General features: G+C 68.6%; 13 protein-coding genes. 8 read left to right on the forward strand and 5 right to left on the reverse strand.

Annotated features, from left to right (window positions below):
* The first annotated feature begins 11 nt into the window (after positions 1–11).
* The 3 genes from VHA82_RS25165 to VHA82_RS25175 all read left to right on the forward strand — a co-directional run bounded on the left by VHA82_RS25165 (position 12) and on the right by VHA82_RS25175 (position 4017).
* A complete protein-coding gene (locus VHA82_RS25165) occupies positions 12–1007 on the forward strand; it encodes an L-threonylcarbamoyladenylate synthase (RefSeq protein WP_325548488.1) in 996 nt (331 codons plus the stop codon).
* A gap of 68 nt (positions 1008–1075) precedes the next feature.
* Complete coding sequence (locus VHA82_RS25170) at positions 1076–2047, forward strand: SGNH/GDSL hydrolase family protein (protein ID WP_325548490.1); 972 nt, start codon at positions 1076–1078, stop codon at positions 2045–2047.
* Positions 2048–2106: 59 nt separating this feature from the next.
* Positions 2107–4017, forward strand: a complete 1911-nt coding sequence (locus tag VHA82_RS25175; protein WP_325548493.1) for a hypothetical protein — start codon at positions 2107–2109, stop codon at positions 4015–4017.
* Here VHA82_RS25175 and VHA82_RS25180 read toward each other — a convergent pair.
* Positions 3968–5110, reverse strand: a complete 1143-nt coding sequence (locus tag VHA82_RS25180; RefSeq protein ID WP_325548495.1) for an SGNH/GDSL hydrolase family protein — start codon at positions 5108–5110, stop codon at positions 3968–3970. The genes VHA82_RS25175 and VHA82_RS25180 overlap by 50 nt on opposite strands.
* Positions 5111–5211: 101 nt before the next feature.
* The gene (gene dacB, locus VHA82_RS25185; RefSeq protein WP_325548497.1) at positions 5212–6597 is read right to left on the reverse strand and encodes a D-alanyl-D-alanine carboxypeptidase/D-alanyl-D-alanine endopeptidase; all 1386 of its coding nucleotides are present in this window, start codon (positions 6595–6597) and stop codon (positions 5212–5214) included.
* A 70-nt stretch (positions 6598–6667) separates the two neighbouring features.
* Between dacB and tsaB the strand changes: the two genes are divergently transcribed.
* From tsaB to VHA82_RS25200, 3 genes are all read left to right on the forward strand, one after another.
* On the forward strand, positions 6668–7345 hold the full coding sequence (gene tsaB / locus VHA82_RS25190; protein ID WP_325548499.1) for a tRNA (adenosine(37)-N6)-threonylcarbamoyltransferase complex dimerization subunit type 1 TsaB: 678 nt from the start codon (positions 6668–6670) through the stop codon (positions 7343–7345).
* 65 nt (positions 7346–7410) lie between these two features.
* On the forward strand, positions 7411–7878 hold the full coding sequence (gene rimI, locus VHA82_RS25195; RefSeq protein ID WP_325548502.1) for a ribosomal protein S18-alanine N-acetyltransferase: 468 nt from the start codon (positions 7411–7413) through the stop codon (positions 7876–7878).
* A 41-nt stretch (positions 7879–7919) separates the two neighbouring features.
* Complete coding sequence (locus VHA82_RS25200) at positions 7920–8648, forward strand: uracil-DNA glycosylase (RefSeq protein ID WP_414708700.1); 729 nt, start codon at positions 7920–7922, stop codon at positions 8646–8648.
* A gap of 4 nt (positions 8649–8652) precedes the next feature.
* Here the strand turns inward: VHA82_RS25200 and VHA82_RS25205 are convergent, their stop codons facing one another.
* The gene (locus VHA82_RS25205; RefSeq protein WP_325548507.1) at positions 8653–9645 is read right to left on the reverse strand and encodes a GlcNAc-transferase family protein; all 993 of its coding nucleotides are present in this window, start codon (positions 9643–9645) and stop codon (positions 8653–8655) included.
* A 143-nt stretch (positions 9646–9788) separates the two neighbouring features.
* Between VHA82_RS25205 and VHA82_RS25210 the strand changes: the two genes are divergently transcribed.
* Entirely contained in the window at positions 9789–13703 is a 3915-nt protein-coding gene (locus tag VHA82_RS25210; RefSeq protein ID WP_325548509.1) for a filamentous hemagglutinin N-terminal domain-containing protein, read from the forward strand.
* 9 nt (positions 13704–13712) lie between these two features.
* On the opposite strand, the gene VHA82_RS25215 is transcribed toward VHA82_RS25210, so the two are convergent.
* Positions 13713–15206 carry an FAD-linked oxidase C-terminal domain-containing protein gene (locus VHA82_RS25215; RefSeq protein WP_325548511.1) on the reverse strand — a complete coding sequence of 498 codons (1494 nt, stop codon included), beginning with the start codon at positions 15204–15206 and terminating at the stop codon, positions 13713–13715.
* A gap of 140 nt (positions 15207–15346) precedes the next feature.
* Between VHA82_RS25215 and VHA82_RS25220 the strand changes: the two genes are divergently transcribed.
* Positions 15347–16750, forward strand: coding sequence for a M20 family metallopeptidase (locus tag VHA82_RS25220; RefSeq protein ID WP_325548513.1), 1404 nt, complete (start codon positions 15347–15349; stop codon positions 16748–16750).
* 692 nt (positions 16751–17442) lie between these two features.
* Here VHA82_RS25220 and VHA82_RS25225 read toward each other — a convergent pair.
* The coding region (locus VHA82_RS25225) for a hypothetical protein (protein ID WP_325548515.1) at positions 17443–18732 on the reverse strand (1290 nt) is incomplete at its 5' end.

Consider the following 18732-nt stretch of genomic DNA (forward strand, 5'->3'; position numbering starts at 1 on the left):
AAAGCCGGGCAGTGATCCTCGACGGCGCGTCTTCCGAAGCCATCGCGCGCGCGGCACAGGCGCTCGCCCGCGGAGAGCTGGTCGCATTCCCCACCGAGACGGTGTATGGGCTCGGCGCGGATGCTTCGCGCGACGAAGCCGTGGCGCGCATCTTCGACGCGAAGGGCCGCCCGAGAGATCATCCGCTCATCGTGCACGTTTGCGACGCGCCGATCGTGGCCCAGTTCGCATCCGACGTGCCCGCGGTCGCGAAGCGTCTGATGGATGCGTTCTGGCCGGGGCCGCTCACGCTCATCCTTCCACGGCGCGCCGGCGTCGCGGAAGGCGCCGCCGGCGGCCACCCGACCGTTGGCGTGCGCTGCCCGGCTCATCCGGTCGCGCATGCATTGCTCGTCGCGTGCGCCGCGCTCGACCCGCCCGTGCCGGGGCTTGCCGGGCCGAGCGCCAACCGGTTCGGCCGCGTGAGCCCCACGACGGCGCTGCATGTCGAGGAAGAATTCGGCAGCGGCCTGCTGGTGCTGGACGGCGGACCGTGCCGGGTCGGGATCGAATCCACCATCGTCGACGTGAGCCGCGGGGCGCCCGTGCTGCTGCGGCCGGGGATGCTCCCGCTCGACGAGCTGGAGGCGGCCTGCGGCGAGCGGCTGCTGCTGCCGCACGAGGTCGCGGGGCCCAGGACCGCGGCTGCCGGCACGCTCGAAGCGCACTATGCCCCGCGGGCCAAGCTGCGCCTCATGGACGCGAAGATGCTGCAGACGGCGCTCGATCTCCTCGGCGAGGACGCGCCGAACATCGCCGTGTACGCGCGCGCGCCGCTCAGGCCGCGTTCGCACCGCATCCGCCTGCGGCGCATGCCCGATTCCGCCGCCGAGACCGCGCGCCAGCTCTTTGCGGTGCTGCGCGAATTCGATGCGCAGGGCGTGCAACTCATCTGGGTGGAGCCGCCGCCCGAGGCGAGCGAATGGGACGGCGTGCGGGACCGCCTGCGCCGCGCGGCGGCGTCTTGACCATCCGTTAACGAGGTGCGGTGCGCGCCTCGGTACACTAGCCGGTTCCGTACGTGGAGATTTTCCAGATGACAAGATTTCCGCTGCGCCGTGCCCTGGCCTGGGTTGCCGCGGCTTCGGCGCTGCTGCTGGCGGCCTGCGGCTCCAGCACCATCGAATCGCAGCTGGTCCCGGCCCGGGTCGTCGTCTTCGGCGACAGCGTCGCCGACCTCGGGCAGACCAGCAATGCGAGCGTCGCCAACGCGCGCTACACCGTGAACGACGGCACCATCGGCACCTGGACGCAGGAAGTCGCGGCGCGCTTCGGCATCAACCTCACCACCGCCGCGCTCGGCGGCACGTCGTATGCCACCGGCAATGCGCGCGTCGCGACGCACCCCGACGCCGCGGGCAATGCCGCGACGCCCACCGTGGCCGAGCAGATCGACACGTTCCTCGCGGGCAACAGCTTCTCGTCGAACGACCTCGTGCTCGTGAGCGCCGGCACGGGAGACGTGATCTCCGAAGTGTGGCAGTACGTGACCGGCGCCGAAACGCACGACCAGATGATGGCCGACATCGGCCAGGCGGGGCGCGACCTCGGCGCGCAGATTCGGCGGCTCGTGAACGCGGGCGCCAAGCAGGTGGTGGTGGTCGGGCCCTACGATCTCTCGAAATCGCCGATCGCGATCGCCACCGGCAAGACCGCTCCCGCTTCCGAAGCCAGCTCGCGCTTCAACGAGCAGTTGCTCGTCTCGATCGTCGATCTCGGCGCCAACGTCCTGTACGTCGATGCGGCTTTCTACTTCAACCTGCTCACGTCGGTGCCCTCCGCGTACGGCCTGACGGACGCGACGACCGCCGTGTGCACGACCGTCGATCCCGGCCCCGGCATCGGTTTCGGCGCGGGCCAGCTGAATTCGGCGCTTTGCACGGCCGCCACGATACGCACGTCCGTGAGTTACGACGCCTACGCGTTCGCCGACGGCGTGTACTTCACCCCCGCTGCCAATCGCCTGTTCGGCGACGTGGCGTGGGATCGAATACACGCTCGGTTCTAGCGGCGCCCCGAGGCGCTCGCGCGGTGGAACCGCGCGAGACGAAGCGTTACTGAGGGGTGATGAATCTCACACACCTCCGGGACTGGCAGAGTCTCGATGCGGCCGTCCGGATCACGGACGGCCGCACCGCCGGCTCGAAGCCATCTCCGGCTCTCAAGCGCAGGGAGCGGTCTTCTGCGCCCCATGATGTTTCGCGCGGGCCGCTCTCGCAAAGAGCAAGGGTCGCCTCCCAGGCATCCGAAGGGTCGCGCGCCACCGCCCGCGAAACAAAGGGTCCCGAGCGCTTCGGCGCACGCCACTCGCAAAGCGAGCGGTCTTCGGATCATGGGCGCAGCGCGAACACGTCCGACGAACTTCGGCAATCCACCATCCGTCGCGTGCAGGACCCGGACCGGAGCGCTCGCGAGGCCCTGGAGTGCGTCCGCGACATGCGAACCGCCGGAGTGCCGATGGATTCGTCGGTCACCAGCGCCATCGTCACGAAGTGCCGGGACGCGCAGGACTTCGACACCCTTCGCATCGTCCTGGCACTGATCGTCGAGGACCGCGTGCCCACGACCCACGCCAGCGTGAGGACGGCCCTGCGGTCGACGTTCACCTTCCTTCGAACACGCAACCCGAAGAAAGCGCACGCGCTCATGTGTCACTGGTTCAGGCTGAAGGGCGCATTGGAAGCCGAACTGCGCATCTACACGAGCCTGATTCTGAAGGACGTCGATCTGCACGCGGCCCTGGGACTGGTTCGCAGAACGATCGAGGCCGGCGCACCGCCGGACGCCTATCTGATCACCGCGCTGCTGAAGAAATGCAAGAAAGAAGTGCAGCCCGCCATGGTCGCGGAAGTGCTGGCGCTCACCTCCGACGAATTGAAGAAGGTCGACGAGGTTCAGAAGGCCCTGATCGGTGCCTGGTCCGTCGGACCGGATGCGATGCTGGCGCATGAGCTGGTGTGTGCCAGGTTCGACGCGGGCAAGGCCACGGTCGACGATGTCCGAAGCGTCAGCATCGCATGCATGCCGCAATTCAACCTTCCGGAGATCGAACGGTGCCGGCAAGCGCTATCGAAGCGCGCGATCGACCTGGGCAATCGCCTCGCGACCGCCCTCATCACGGCACTGTGCAGATGCGAAGCGTACGATCTGGCGGAGGCTGAAGCACGACGAGCCGCCGACCGCGTGACCCACGAAACTCTTGCGGCACAGTTGGCGATCCGCGGTCAGGCAGGCGCCTCACTGGCGACCTTCGATGAAATGAGGGTGGTCTTCGGCTGGACACCGTCGATTCGGTCGTATCAGCATGCGATCTTCACATGCAAGGACGAGGGCCTGGCCGAACGCGCGGAGTTTTACCTCATCGAGATGATCGCCCGACACCGCGTCCTTGGCCCCGTTCGTAGCCTCAACATCGTCCTCTTCGCCTGGAAGATGAGCGAGACGCCAGGGCGTGCTCACGAGCTGTTCGACCGGTTGCGGCCGGATTGCGAGCCGCCGACCGGCTTGACCTACGAAACCCTGGTCTCGGCCTGCTTCCAGGACAACGAGTTCGCCCTGGTGAACTTCTATCTGATGGAGGCCGTGAGCAAGAAGCAGTTCAGGTCAGACCTCGGCTACGACAAGCGCGCCAATCGCCTCGACTTCCAGAATGGATCGGTGTTCGTCCACACCGACAGGGACCGGCATGCTCTCGTGAGCCACGAGCTCGTGCAAGTGCTGCTCGCCTACCATTGTGACGTCGGCAACATCGACCTGGAGACGACAATCGTCGCGGGCGCCGGCGAGGGATCCACGCGCTTGATGGTCGAGTCCCTGATGAGGTTTCACGAACTGGACCCGATCGACAAGCCCGGCGAGCCGAGATGTCTGGTGCCGGGGCCGAACGCGAAGCGGCCCCCCCGCTCGGACCGGAATGCCGGGACAGCGCTCAGATCCACCCCGCCGCGTGCATCTGGTCGAACACGAGGTTCGAGATGAGCTGGTGCGCGTAGGGCGTGGGGTGCACCGAGTCCGCGTACTGGTAGTGCGTGCTGTTCGCGAACGTGCTCGCGTCGGTGCAGCCGAGCGAGGAGCCCTGCAGCGGGTTCAGCGGTGAGGCCGGATCGCACGCGGGGCTCGTGACGTTGGTGAGCCCGAAGGCCGAGGGCGTCGCGGCTTCCTGCTGCCCGACCTGGAACACGTTGACGAGCAGCGCGCGACTGCCCGCGAGGCCGTTCGAGAGTTGCGTGTTGTAGGCGCTCACCATCTGCTGCAGCAGTCCGCGCTGCTGCGCCGTGAGGCTCAGGCCGAACGGCGTGATCGACACGTCCGGCAGGTTGAGCACGGCCACATAGCCCGCGCCCTTGGCGAGGAGCTGCGTTCGAACGAGGGTCGCAAGCTCCGTCCCGGCCTGCCCCATCGCGGCCACCGCGGCCGAGACCGCCGCGTTCACGGCGTTGGTGCCGCCCGCGAAGACCGCATTCTGAACGTCCGAGGACCAGCCGGCCGCCATCGCCGCGCCGACCGCGCCCGCGCCGCCCGCCTGCGCCGCGCCGATGCCGGCGAAGTTCATGAAGATGTCGTTGCCGCCCGCCCAGACCGTCACCAGCTCATGGCCGGAGAAACTGCCGCCCGACTTGGACAGGTAGCTCGCCACTTGCGTGGCCACCGGCACGGCCATGAGACCGATGTTGAACTGGTTGAAGGGCGCGGCCTGCAGCCCGGCCGCGTTCGGCCCGAGCGGCAGCGTCACGCGGGCGCTTCCCTGCGCGTAGTTGTTGCATTCGGGGTGATTGACGACCGCCGCGCCGGTGAACCCCGGGATGTTCGGCAGGAGACCTGTCTGCGCCGCGCACGGCGCCGCGACGTGCGTCGACACCGCGAGGTCTTCCGTCCAGTTGCGAGGCGCGGCGCCGTTCACCGTGAACTCTCCTCCGCCCACGGCCGCCACGGTACCGACACGATAGGTGCCGACGTCGGAGAGGCTGTCGCCGAAGTTGACCATGCTGGTGAAGGCCGGGCCGCCTCCGCCGCACGACGCGAGCAGCAGCGCCGCGCCGGCCGCGGCGAGTTTCCAGTTCTTTCGAATCATCTCCACAGGCTCCTTGAGAAAGCGAACGGTCGTTCGATTTGGGTGCTGCATCGTAGCGGCGCCCGAAAGCTCGGCCCATCGGGTGAACCCGCACGCCCCTGTCACTCGCGCGCGGCCCACTCGACGAGCGCGTCGAAGGCGGGCCGCGCCGCATACGCGTTCGGATGATTGGCGATCGCGACCACGACCCAGCGCCTGCCGCCCTTGCCCAGCACGTAACCCGCGACCGCGGCCACGTCGCGCAGGCTGCCGGTCTTCAGGTGCGCCTGCCCGACGTTGCGCCGTCCGCGCTGGAGCGTGCCGTCGAGCCCGGGCACCGGCAGCGACGAGGCGAGCTCGGGCATGAGAGGCGAAGCCCAGGCCGCGTGCAGGAGCTGCGCGAGCTGGCGCGCGGAGATGCTGTCGCCGCGCGCGAGGCCCGAGCCGTTCTCCAGCACGGGCGCAGCGCTTGCGAAGCGGCTCTTCCACCAGTCGCGGATCGCCTCGCGCGCGGCCTCGCGCGTGCCCGCGCCCTTCAGCTGCAGACCGAGCGTGAGGAAGAGCTGCTGCGCCATCACGTTGTTGCTGAACTTGTTGATGTCGCGCACCACTTCCGCGAGTGGAGGCGAGGCGAACGAGAACGCGGGTTTCAGCTGCGCGGGCACGCGCCCCTCGCGCACGGCGCCCGTGAGCTCGCCGCCCTCGGCCTGCCAGAGACCCGCGACGGCGCGCGCGGCATAGGACGCGGGGTCGGCGTAGGCGAGCGGCCAGTCGCGATCGCCGCAGGCCATCGGGTAGGCGCCGTTGAAGCGCGGATGCGATGCATCGCTGAAGTCGGGCTTCAGCGCGGCGCGCCAGTCGCCGCACGGCTCGTTCGAAAGCGGCACCGTGGCGGGCCAGCTCACCCCGGCCAGCGGCACGTCGGATTGCACGCGCGCGAACGCGCCTTGCGGCGTGAAGGCAAGCAGCACCGAGCGGAAATTCACGAGCAGCGCATCGGGCGCCGCGTTGTACGGCCGGTAGGGCTCGTTGTCGAAAGCGCCCGGGTCGTCGAGCGGCACGTCGAACGCGCTGCGGTCCAGCACGATGTCGCCCGCGATGCGCTTCACGCCGAGCCCCCGCACGCGCTCGAGCAGCAGCCAGAGCCGCTCCACGACGAGCCGCGGATCGCCCTGCCCCTGGATGTACAGGTTGCCGGCGAGCGTGCCGTCCTGGATCGGCCCGCCGAAGTACACGGGGGTGTGCCATATGAATGCGGGACCCAGCAGGTCCAGTCCCGCGAAGGTGGTCACCAGCTTCGCGACCGAGGCGGGCGTCATCGCGGTGTCGATGCGGTGCGCGAGGCGGGGAGGGGCGCTTCCATCGGCTGGCGCAACGTACATCGCCACCGCGCCTGCGGGCACCTTCGCGCGGGCGAGCGCCGCCTCCACCTCGGGCGGCAGCGCCTGTGCGCGCACCGCGGCCCAGCAGCCGCAGCAGGCCAACGCGAGGAGCAACCGTCGCAGCATGCCGGCATTATCGGCGCGAGACCCGGTGCGGGCGGCGGCGGGATAATCCCGTCTCGACCATGGATCATTCGTGAAGCTGCTCGCCTTCGACACCAGTACCGAAACGCTGTCGGTGGCCGTGGCCTGTGCCGGGCAGCCGCTGCTGGAACACCGCGGCCCCGGCGGCGCGCATGCATCGGAGACGCTCGTCCCCACGATCCAGTCCCTGCTCGCGCATGCGGGCGTCACGCTCGGCGAGCTCGACGCCATCGTCTTCGGCCGCGGTCCGGGCTCCTTCACCGGCCTGCGCACCGCCTGCTCGGTGGCGCAGGGGCTCGGTTTCGGCGCGAACGTCGCGCTGCTGCCGGTCGACACGCTCCTCGCGGTCGCCGAACAGGCGCGCGGCGTGGCGGGCGCGACGCGGGTGGTGGCCGTGCTCGATGCGCGGATGGACGAGGTGTACTTCGGTCGGTACGTTCATGCGGCGGGACACTGGCGCGTGGACGAGCCGCCGCGCCTCGGCCGCCCGGAGGACGTGCGTCCGCCCGAGGGCTGGACGATCGCGGGCAACGCGGGCCCCGCCTATGGCGCGCGATTCGGCCGCGTCGGCGAGCACATCGCCGCGCTGCCGACGGCAGCCGCCCTGTTGCGGCTTGCCCCCGGAATGCTGGCCGAGGGCAAGGGTTTGCGGGCGGCCGATGCGCTGCCGCTCTACATCCGCGATAAAGTGGCGCAAACGATGCAGGAGCGTGCCTCGCTGCGCCGCTGACGGCGCACACGGGACCCGCGCCGACGAACGCCTCACGAACGCCTCACGAACTCCCGACGACGCCCATGAGCGCAGTATTCAGGTCCCTGGAAGCCGGCTTCGAGCCGATGAGCGAATCCCGCCTCGACGCGGTGCTCGCGATCGAGCGGCTCGCCTACGAGCACCCGTGGACGCGCGGCAACTTCAGCGACTCGATTCGTTCGGGCTATCAGGCGCAGCTGCTGGTGGCCGGCGACACCGTGCTCGGCTACTTCGTCGCGATGAAGGGCGTGGACGAAGTGCACCTGCTCAACCTCACCGTCGCGCCGGCTTGCCAGCGGCAGGGCTGGGGCCGCGCGATGCTCGACGCCCTGGTGGTCTGGTCGCGCGGACAGGGCGCTCAATGGCTGTGGCTCGAGGTGCGCGTGGGCAACCGCCGGGCGCAGCAAGTCTACGAACGCTACGGATTGCGGCGCGTCGGCGAGCGCAAGCTCTACTACCCGGCGCGTGGCGGTGAGCGCGAAGACGCGATCGTCATGAGTCTGCGCCTGTGACGCTCGTGCTCACCGAGCGGCGGCGCGCGATGCTCGACGAGATGGGCGTGCGCGTGTTCCTGCCCGAAGCGCCCGCCGCGCCCGAACCGGTTGAAGCTCCCGAAGCGCCCGAAGCGCAGATCGAGCAAGCCGTCCCCGCGCCCGTGCGTGCCGAAAGGCCGGTTGCGCCGCTGCCTGCCGCCGTCATTCCCATCGCGGCGCGTGCGACGGGCGTCGACGGCATGGACTGGGACGCGCTCGAACGGACGGTGTCGGCATGCACGGCCTGCAAGCTGTGCCGCGGCCGCACGCAGACCGTCTTCGGCGTCGGCGACCGGCAGGCCGACTGGCTCGTGGTCGGCGAGGCGCCCGGCGAGAACGAGGACCTGCAGGGCGAGCCCTTCGTCGGGCAGGCCGGAAAACTCCTGGACAACATGCTGCGCTCGCTCGGCGTCGCGCGCGGACGCGGCGTCTACATCGCGAACGTGCTGAAGTGCCGCCCGCCGGGCAACCGCAACCCGGAGCCCGACGAGGTGGCGCAGTGCGAGCCGTTCCTGCGCCGCCAAGTGGCGCTGATCCAGCCGCGCATCATCCTCGCCATGGGACGCTTCGCGGTGCAGTCGCTGCTGCAATCGTCCGACCCGATCGGGCGGCTGCGCGGGCGGCTGCACCAGTACAACGGCGTGCCGCTGGTCGTGACTTACCACCCGGCCTATCTGCTGCGCAATCTCCCCGACAAGGCCAAGGCGTGGGCCGACCTGTGCCTGGCTCGCAGCGTCCTTCAGGGCTGAACGCTCACACGGCGCCATCCGCGGCGAGCGGCAGCCGAGCCTTGTCCGCGATCGTGCGCGCGGCGTAGTCGATGCCGCTGAAGGCGGCGTAGTCGGCAAGGCTGCGCACGCTGCCCAGGCCGTAGGCGCCCAGCGGCTCGCCGTTCACGAGCGCCTGCAGCCGGGCGCGCGAGCGCTGCTCGAGCGTCCACCACTTCACGCCGCGGCGCGCGTCCTCGCCTTCGTCCCAGTGCAGCGGGCGCTTCTCGTGCTCGGGCGCACCGTCGCTCATGTTGTAGAGGTGGTAGACCGGCAGCCGGGCCATGTGGAAGATGTCCCAGCCGTGCGTGAAGATGCGCAGCGCGAGCGCCTGTTCCTCGCCGTGGAAGTAGAGGAAAGGGTCGTACGGGAACTCCTGCACGAACTGCCCCGGCGCGAAGAGGCACCCCGCGCCAAGGTGAAATCCGGCGAGCGGCACCGTGCCTTCGACCGGGTACGCCGTGAAGGCGAGCACCGGGTGGCCCTCCTGGAACGACGAATCGCCGCGCACGACGTGCGCGAGCACGCCGCGCGTGATCGCCTTGTGCACGGGCTTGCCGTCTTCGAACACGAAAGGATGCGGGTAGGCCGAGATCACGACACCCCGGCGGTGCGGAAGTAATTCACGCGCCTGCGCGATGAGCAAGGCGTCCCAGCCTTCGTCGAAGTCCATGTGCGAATCGATCTGGAAGAACCAGTCCTCCCCGTCGTAGAGTCCCATGCCGATGGCGCGCGCCCAGCAGGGCCCGCGCGCGTCGACGGGGTCGATGCGCACGAGCGCGAGCCGCGAGCCGCCGCCTTGCATGGCGAGGCGGGGGCTCGCGGCAGGGCTCTGGTCCACCACGCCGAAGTGCACGCCGTCCGGATCGGAAGCGAGCGCGAGCGCTCGCTCCAGCGTGAAGCGAAGAACGGGGTCGCAATAGGAGGCGATGCTGACGAAGATGCTCACGAAAGAGACGACGGAATTGCGCTGCTGCATGTTAGCAACCGTGCCGTTGCCGCACCGTTGCACCACCCCCACCGCTGTGCTACTGTCCGAACCGATCATCGGCTCGAGGCGCGCAAGCGAGGGACCGGCGAGGCTGCCGCGAGGAACCGGCAGCTTTCGAGAAGGACAAATCCATGAAAAAGTCTGCTTCCTTCCGGGGCACGTCCGAGCGTGCCGTCTCCTGCCCTGCGGTGGCCGGGTTTCGGCCGGCCGGCGCCGCGCTGGCGCTGGCCGCGGTGTTCGGGCCCTTCAGCGTGCCGGTTCACGCGCAGACGGCCGTCTTCGGCCAGTTCGACCTGCAACACCAGGGCAACACCACACTCATCACGACGCAAAACGGCGCGGGCACCCAGCGCTCCGTCATCGGCTGGCAAAGCTTCGGCGTGCCCGCCGGCACGATCACCAACTTCCGCCAGCCGAGCGCCGCGAGCACTTCCATCCAGCTCGTGTGGGGCAACAACCCGAGCGAGATCTACGGCAAGCTGCTGTCCAACGGCAACCTCGTCGTGTCGAACAGGGCCGGCATCACCGTGGGCGCCGGCGCCGTGGTCGACACGAACGGCTTCACCGCATCCACGCTCGCCCTGAGCCCGCTCGACGCGGCAGCCGGCCGGCTCATCTTCGGTGACGGCGGCGGCGTCCTGAGCGTGGCGGGCCATGTGGTGGCGCGCGGCGGCGACATCGTGCTCATCGCGCCCGACGTGCAGGTCGCGCCCGGCGCGGTGGTGCAGGCGCCCAACGGCGCGACCATCCTCGCCGCGGGCCAGCGCGTGGCCGTCACGGGGCGCGGCCTCGAAGGCATCCAGCTCGAACTGCAGGCCCCCTCCGACCGGGCCGTGAACCTCGGCACGCTGCAAGGCGATGCCGTCGGCATGTTCGCGAGCCAGCTGCGCCACAGCGGCATGATCCAGGCCACCGCCGCGACGAGCGAAGGCGGCAAGGTCGTGCTGAAGGGCGGCTCGAGCGCCGACGTGAGCGGCAGCGTCGCCGCCGAGCGCGGCTCGCAGGGCGGATCGATCCAGGTGAGCGCCGACAGTGTCGCGGTGCACGGCAGTGCCGTGCTCGATGCGAGCGGCGCCGACGGCGGCGGCGAAGTGCTGGTGGGCGGCGGCTGGCGCGGCGGCGACGCGCGCATCGCGAACGCGCACGAAACGCTGGTTGAATCGGGCGCCACGCTGAAGGCGGACGCCACCGGCAGCGGAGACGGCGGCACGGTCGTCGTGTGGTCCGACGGCGCGACGCGTGCCAACGGGGACTTCTCCGCGCGCGGCGGCGGAAGCGGCGGCGACGGCGGACGCATCGAAGCGTCGGGCCACGTGCTCGATTTCCAGGGCAACGCCAACACGCTGGCGCCCAGGGGCCACACGGGCCTGCTGCTGCTCGATCCGACCAACGTGTGGATCGCCGACACGCTCGCGAGCGCGCAATCGGCGGGCATGAGCGGCAGCAGCTCCACGACGAGCGCGAGCGGCTCCGTCTTCAGCCCGAGCGGCTCGATCACGGACACGTGGGTGTCCACGGCCAACATCGAAAACGCGCTGGCCGGCAACAACGTGCAGGTGCTCACCGACAACACGGCGGGCACCGGCGTGGGCAACATGACGCTCGTGGACGGCCTCGCCTGGACGAGCAGCCACGAGCTCACGCTCTTCACCGCGAACACGCTTTCGCTGCAGGCGCCGGTGAATGCGCCGAACGGCACGCTCTTCCTCGATTCGGACAACGCGAGCATCACGCAGAACACCTCGGCCGCGGCGGGCATCACGGTGCACAACCTGATGGCCTACGCGCCCAACGGCAGCGTCACGCTCAACAGCGCGGGCAACCACGCCGCGAACGTCGCGGGCTTTTCCAAGGGCGCGTTCCGCATGACCAACGACGAGTCGATGAGCGTGCAGGAACTCACGAGCGTCACGGCTTTCGGCTTCAAGGGCGTCGTCACGAGCAATTCCGCGGTGAGCCTGCATCTCACCTCGGGCGACCTCACGATCGTCGAGCCGAGCTTCGGCGTGTCGGGCGGCACGGCGACCGTGACGCTCACCGCCGACACCGGCTCGCTCCTCGAGTCCGGCGCCGGGCGCATCGTGGCGAGCAGCCTGGTCGCCGCCGCGGGCGGCTCCGTGCTGCTCACCGGCGGCAACAGCATCGGCGCGCTCACGGCGACGCAGACGGGAGCGAGCGGCGACATCCACGTGATCGACAACCGGCCGCTCGGCATGACGCTGCGCAACATCAGCGTCGCGTCGGCGGGCGGCGGCGTGACCATCGAGGAAAAGAGCGGCAACCTGCTCGTGGGCGGCACGGTCACCTCCGGCAGCGGCGGCATCGACCTCCTCTCCGACTCGAGCCCGATCGGGCAGACCACGGGCGGCCTGCTGAAGGCCGACACGATCAAGCTGCAGACCGGCAACGGCGGATCGATCGGAAGCGCGGCATCGCCCATCCTCACGCAATCGGCCGGCACGTCGACGACGTTCAACTTCGGCCCCGTGAGCACGGGCTCCGGCCCGGGCTTCATCAACATCAGCCACACCGGCAACGCCGTGATCGGTTCGTCCACGCTGTCGGGCTCCGGCCCGGTGGACTTCACGGCCTCGGGCAACGTCGCGCTGATGGGCACGCTGAACGGCGGCAGCGGCGGCGTCTCGCTCGCCTCCACGAGCGGCGGCATCGCGCTCGGCCCGAGCGCGGGCGTCTCGGGCGGCGGACTCGCGAGCTTCAAGTCGGCCACCGGCGTGCATGTCGGCTCGGGCACCTTCACGCTCGCGAGCAGTGTCGGCTCGACCGAGCCCATCATCGTCGACGGCGGCACGCTCTCCGTGAGCGGCAGCCGCACCGTTCCGAACGTGTCGCTCGGCGCGGGCGGCACGATCTCCGGGACGGGCACGCTCGGCATCGGCTCCGCGCTGGACTGGACCGGCGGCGCGATGTCGGGCAGCGGCACCACGTCGATCAACGGCGGCGCCAGCGCGAACGTGTCCGGCTCGGTCGCGCTCGATCGCACGTTCGTCAACAGCGGCAACCTGAACATCGCGGGCGGCACCTCCATCGGCGGCGGCGGCAACATCGCCAACGGCGGCACGCTGATCTTCAACGCCGCGACGCCGGCGACGATCGACACGGGCTTCACGAACACGGGCGACGTGCAGCTCTTCCTGGGCGAACTGCACTTCGGCGGCGGCTTCACGACCAACGCGGGCACGCTCACGCTCTTTCCCGCCACGCTGCTCGACACCGGCAACACGAACCTCGCGAGCAGCGGCACGATCCGCGGCAGCGGCACGCTGTCGGTGGGTAGCGGCACGCTCACGGTCACCGGGCCGGTGCAGCCGGGCTTCGAAGGCGCGGCGGGCACGTTGTTCCTGCAGGCGGGCACGCTGAACTTCGACTCCGGCGCGAACCTCGTGCTCGACCTGTTCGATACGGCCAACTACGACGTGATCCAGGCGAGCGGCAATGTCAACTTCGGCAGCGGCGTGACGGTCACGCCGACGTTCGGCGGCGCGGTGACGAGTGCCGATCAGTTCCAGGTGGTGAGAAGCAGTGGCGGAACAGTCGGTGGAACTGTTCCGACCGGCGAAGCCTACACGGCGTCCTTCGTGACGAGTCCGGCCCCGGCGCTGCAAGTGGTGTCGGGCACGCCTGCGCCGACGCCTGCCCCGACCCCTGCACCCACGCCTGCACCGACGCCAGCTCCGACACCTGCACCGACACCGGCACCGACGCCCGCGCCGACGCCCGCGCCGACGCCGGCACCAACTCCTGCTCCGACGCCTGCGCCGACGCCGGCACCCACGCCCGCACCGACGCCAGCACCAACACCTGCGCCGACGCCCGCACCCACGCCCGCACCGACCCCGGCACCGACGCCCGCGCCCACACCGGCACCGACGCCTGCGCCCGCGCCGACGAGTGCGGACGAAGCCGCCGCGATCACGGAGTCACAGAACTACCTGCTCACCTTCGTCACGCTGCTGCTGCAGGAGGAAGAGCGCCAGCGCCACCACGGCCGCCGCGGAGGCGTCACCGACGACACGAGCTGCCGGTAGCGCCGTGCTTCAGAAGCGCGGCAGCTCGGGGTGCGCGAGCTGCCCGCCGCGCACGAGCATCTTGCCGTACTCCGCGCAGCGGCTGAGCGTGGGGATCACCTTGCCGGGGTTGAGCAGGCCCTTCGGGTCGAACGCGCGCTTCAGCGCCAGCATCTGCTCGCGCTCCTCCACGCTGAACTGCACGCACATCGAATTGAGCTTCTCGACGCCGACGCCGTGTTCGCCGGTGATGGTGCCGCCCATCGCGACGCTCGACTCCAGGATGTCGGCGCCGAAGAGCTCGGCGCGATGCAGCTGGTCCGGGTCGTTCGCATCGAACAGGATGAGCGGATGCAGGTTGCCGTCGCCCGCGTGGAACACGTTGGCGCAGCGCAGCGCGTACTTCTTCTGCATCTCCTGGATCGCGAGCAGGATGTCCGCAAGGCGTTTGCGCGGAATGGTGGAATCCATGCACATGTAGTCGGGGCTGATGCGGCCCGATGCGGGAAACGCGTTCTTGCGGCCGCTCCAGAACCTGAGCCGCTCGGCCTCGTCGCGGCTGACGGCGATGGCCGTCGCGCCGGCCGCGCGCAGCACTTCGCTCATGCGGCCGATCTCTTCTTGCACTTCCTCGGGCGTGCCGTCGCTTTCGCACAGCAGGATGGCCTCGGCGCCAAGGTCGTAGCCCGCATGCACGAAGTCCTCCACGGCGGCCGTCATCGGCTTGTCCATCATCTCGAGGCCCGCGGGAATGATCCCCGCGGCGATGACGGCGGCGACCGCGCCGCCGGCTCTGCGCACGTCGTCGAAGCTCGCCATGATGCAGCGCGCGAGCTGCGGCTTCGGGATGAGCTTCACCGTCACCTCGACCGCCACGGCGAGCATGCCTTCGCTGCCGATCATCACGGCGAGCAGGTCGTAGCCCTGCGCATCGAGCGCGTCGCCGCCGAAGGTGATCGGCTCGCCCGCGGCCGTGAAGCCGCGCACCTTCAGCACGTTGTGCAGCGTGAGCCCGTACTTCAGGCAATGCACGCCACCGGAGTTTTCGGCCACGTTGCCCCCGATCGTGCAGGCGATCTGGCTGGACGGATCGGGCGCGTAATACAGGCCGAAGGATGACGCGGCCTCGCCGATGGCGAGATTGCGCACACCGCATTGCACGACGGCCGTGCGGCTCGCCGGATCGACGCGCAGGATGCGATTGAACTTGGCAAGCGAGAGCGTCACGCCGAGCCGGTTGGGCGTCGCCCCGCCTGACAGGCCGGTGCCCGCGCCGCGCGCGACCACGGGCACGTCGAGCGCATGACACGCCTTCAGCACCGCCTGCACCTCCTCCTCGGTTTCGGGCAGCGCCACGACGAGCGGGCGCTCGCGATAGGCGGTGAGCCCGTCGCATTCGTAGGGCGTCGTATCCTCGGGCTGCCAGAGCAGCGCGTGGGCGGGGAGCACCTCCTCGAGCGCGCGGACAACTTCGGCCTGGCGCTCGGCGCGGTAGAGCAAGTCGGGGTCCAGGGGCGTGTTCATGCGGTGAGGGCGGATCGTGGGGCGGTTTCACCGAACTCTACCCCGGAAGCCGCTGGACACGAAGCGGCCCGGGCCTGTGGCCGGCCCGGTGCATTTGAAGCCATACTTCGCCTCTCATCCAGCGACGAAGGAAAGCCGCCATGCAGTCCACCGCAGCAGCGCGAGCGGGCGCGATCGAACGGGCGCAACGCTATTTCGACGGCGGAGGCTTCATCGCCGACTTGCAGCGGCGCGTGGCGATTCGCACGGCGAGCCAGGAAGCCGGGTCGCTCCCCGCGCTGGAGGCGTACCTCGATGCCGAGATCGCACCGGCGCTTGCGAAGCTCGGCTATGAATGCCGCATGTTCGACAACCCTGTCGAAGGATTCGGGCCCTTCCTGATCGCGAAGCGAACCGAAGACGCGGCGCGGCCCACGGTGCTCACGTATGGCCATGGCGACGTGATCCGCGGGCAGGACGAGCAGTGGCGCAGCGGCCTTTCGCCGTGGCGGGTCGTGGTGGAGGGCGAGCGCATCTACGGACGCGGCACCGCGGACAACAAGGGCCAGCACACCATCAACATCGCCGCGCTCGAGTGCGTGCTCGCCGAACGCGGTGCGCTGGGGTTCAACTCCACGATCCTGCTGGAGACCGGCGAGGAGACCGGCTCGCCGGGGCTCGAGGCGTTTTGCCGGGCGCATCGCGATCGGCTGGCCGCCGACGTGCTGATCGGCTCCGACGGACCGCGTCTTGCGCCGGGGCGCCCGACGATCTTCGGTGGCACGCGCGGCACGATCAACTTCGATCTGAAGCTTACTCTGCGCGAAGGCGCGCATCACTCGGGCAACTGGGGCGGCTTGCTTGCGAACCCGGGCATCGTGCTTGCCCATGCGATCGCCTGCATCACCGATGCGCGTGGGCAGATTCGCGTGCCCGAATGGCGGCCCGACACGCTCACCGACCGCGTGCGAGGCGCGCTGGCCGACGCGCAGGTGGAGGCGGGCGAGGGCGGCCCGAAGATCGACGCGGATTGGGGAGAAGCTTCGCTCACGCCGGCGGAGCGAGTGTTCGGCTGGAACAGCTTCGAGGTGCTCGCGTTTCGGACGGGCAACCCCGATCGACCGGTGAATGCGATTCCGCCGCATGCGGTCGCGCATTGCCAGTTGCGGTTCGTGGTCGGGACCGATCCCGCCGACATCCTGCCCGCGCTCAGGCGACATCTGGATTCGCATGGGTTCGCGCAGGTGGAGGTTGTGGCCGCGAAGGACGTCGTCATGCATGCGACGCGGCTCGACCCGGACAACCCGTGGGCGAAGTTCGCGGCGGCGTCGATCGAGCGCACGACGGGTCGGCGGCCGGTGCTGCTGCCGAATCTGGGCGGGTCGTTGCCCAACGAGGTGTTCACCGACGTGCTGGGCATGCCGACGGTGTGGGTGCCGCATTCGTATGCGGCGTGCTCGCAGCATGCGCCGAACGAGCATCTGCTCGCCCCGGTCGCGCGCGAAGGGCTGCGGATGATGGCGGGGTTGTTTTGGGATTTGGGGGAGGGGCCTGCTGTCGGATGAGCACTTGCCTATTCGCCGGTGTCGGCTGAACGCGGGGGTGTGAAGTAGTTGATCTTGGCGATATGGATCCGAGGATAGGACGCGCATGAAAAGCGCCTGCACGATGGTCCTCATTGGTCGTCCCCCCAAAAGCAAGGGCCTCCCGAGAGAGGCCCCGCACCTGACAGCCGAAGCCATCAGGGAAGTTGTAGACGCATTGTGCGACATACACGCATGCGTCAACCGTGGCCATGTGGCTCAGACGCAAGTCCTCGGCTCGACTCGGCGATCAGCAACTCGACCTTGGCCTGTCGGCCGGCGTCCAGCACAAAGACCATGGTTCATCTGCGAACCGGCGATGCCTCATATAAGGTGACCTGCGCGTGATCGTCGGCGGTCACGCTTGCATTGCGGTCCTTGACGCTACCGCAATCTTTCGGGCTTGAGGTTGTATATAGCCCAAGCCGCGTCTCGCCCCTTTTCCTTTTCTCCCGCATCGAACGCAGAGATCATCTCCCGCAACTTGTCATCGATGAATTGGACTTTGTCCATGTCACACCTGAGCTGGGGTCGAATCTCTGTCCACAAATTGACAAGATCGGCCTTGTGCGCCTCATAAGTCCAATGGCTCGACTTCAAATAGTCATCGGGCGCCTTAGTCGCCGCAGCACCGATCGATCCCGTGAAGTCTGCCAAACATTCTTTCAGAGCCATCAACTTCCCCTGTAAGAAGATTTTGGAAGCTCCGGAATTGAGGCGCGTGGAATGACATAAGGCCCGCCAAGCCCGGAGGGTCTAATGATAAGGAAGTTGCCCGGTCGAATCTCATTCCACTTCTGTATCTGCGGCGTGAATGCGTCTTTCCTGGCCAGAGTGGTGTCAGCGTACAGATTGAAGCCCATGCGGCTATCCGGAACCCCGATCAAACCGCCCAGATCACTCTTGATGCGCCGATTAATTGCCCAAAGGTTCGACATCGAACTATCGCTTATACCTTCATCTCTTGCGAAGCCTCGCAGATCGAATCGAACCTGTTTGTCGATCAAGTTTCCAAGTGTCTTGGCGTACGCTCCGTCTTCAATTGCGAGCTTACCCCGAGCAATCGCGTCCACGCCATCCGCGTAAGCGCGATCCGTGGACTCGAGATGAATATCGAGCACGCGTTGCTCGAACTCCCGCACGGTCATCTGCGACTTACCGACGCGCAAGTCGAGATAATTATCTCCCCAGGTCTCGCGCAGGCGCTGGTCGCGAACGTAGTCTTCGTACGCAGATTTCATCTGGTCTAACGTGGCACCGTAGTCCTTGACCATAACACCCGAGCCGTTTGCCCCGGCGACCAGTGATTGCACATAGCCGCTTGGCACGGTTGGTGCGCCGGATTCGAGCATCATGCTACGCATGGCCTCGATGCGTTGTTCGATCTGAATGCGATTGAGCTGCGCGAGGTCAGCCTGCAAGCCGGGAATCTCGCCGAGCAGCCCCAACGGATCGGCCCCAAGGTTCAGTGCCGCATCCCAATTTCCGTTGCGTACCATCTCGAAGCCGCCGCTGCCGATGCCACGCATCCCGCCGCGCGCGGGCCCACCGGTCAGTAACAGCTGAGCGCCTTGTACGGAAGCATCGCGCGCCTCCTGGCCGACAACCTCTCTGCGTACCTGCTGCTCCACTTCGAGTTTTCTGCGCGCGAGCTCTCCGGACGGCAGATAGTCATCGCTCTGGAGGTCCATCGAGTTGCGGTACTCGCTTGCTGGCGTGTAGTTGTCGCTCAGGATGTCGAGAGCGTTGCGGTAGTCGTACGCGGAAGCTCCATCCTCATTCGACCCATTGCCGCCGGTGCCCGATTGCGGCGAGGTCGTCCCACTCAACACCGCCTGCACCATGCTCGCCCAGTTGAACGACTGCTGCAGCCCGGTGGCCATCGCAAGCCCTTGGGTGAGCGCACTGCCCACGATCCCGTGCGCAAGCGCATTGCCCGCAGTCCCCGGCGCACCCCCGAGCCC

Source organism: Ramlibacter sp., from assembly GCF_035548915.1.
Taxonomy (GTDB): domain Bacteria; phylum Pseudomonadota; class Gammaproteobacteria; order Burkholderiales; family Burkholderiaceae_C; genus Ramlibacter.

Coding starts and splice junctions, on each gene's coding strand:
- dacB (WP_325548497.1), bottom strand. CDS start 6,597: ATGCTGCGACGGTTGCTCCTCGCGTTGGCCTGCTGCGGCTGCTGGGCC.
- VHA82_RS25205 (WP_325548507.1), bottom strand. CDS start 9,645: ATGCAGCAGCGCAATTCCGTCGTCTCTTTCGTGAGCATCTTCGTCAGC.
- VHA82_RS25180 (WP_325548495.1), bottom strand. CDS start 5,110: ATGATTCGAAAGAACTGGAAACTCGCCGCGGCCGGCGCGGCGCTGCTG.
- VHA82_RS25170 (WP_325548490.1), top strand. CDS start 1,076: ATGACAAGATTTCCGCTGCGCCGTGCCCTGGCCTGGGTTGCCGCGGCT.
- VHA82_RS25210 (WP_325548509.1), top strand. CDS start 9,789: ATGAAAAAGTCTGCTTCCTTCCGGGGCACGTCCGAGCGTGCCGTCTCC.
- VHA82_RS25220 (WP_325548513.1), top strand. CDS start 15,347: ATGCAGTCCACCGCAGCAGCGCGAGCGGGCGCGATCGAACGGGCGCAA.
- VHA82_RS25215 (WP_325548511.1), bottom strand. CDS start 15,206: ATGAACACGCCCCTGGACCCCGACTTGCTCTACCGCGCCGAGCGCCAG.
- VHA82_RS25200 (WP_414708700.1), top strand. CDS start 7,920: ATGGGCGTGCGCGTGTTCCTGCCCGAAGCGCCCGCCGCGCCCGAACCG.
- rimI (WP_325548502.1), top strand. CDS start 7,411: ATGAGCGCAGTATTCAGGTCCCTGGAAGCCGGCTTCGAGCCGATGAGC.
- VHA82_RS25175 (WP_325548493.1), top strand. CDS start 2,107: ATGAATCTCACACACCTCCGGGACTGGCAGAGTCTCGATGCGGCCGTC.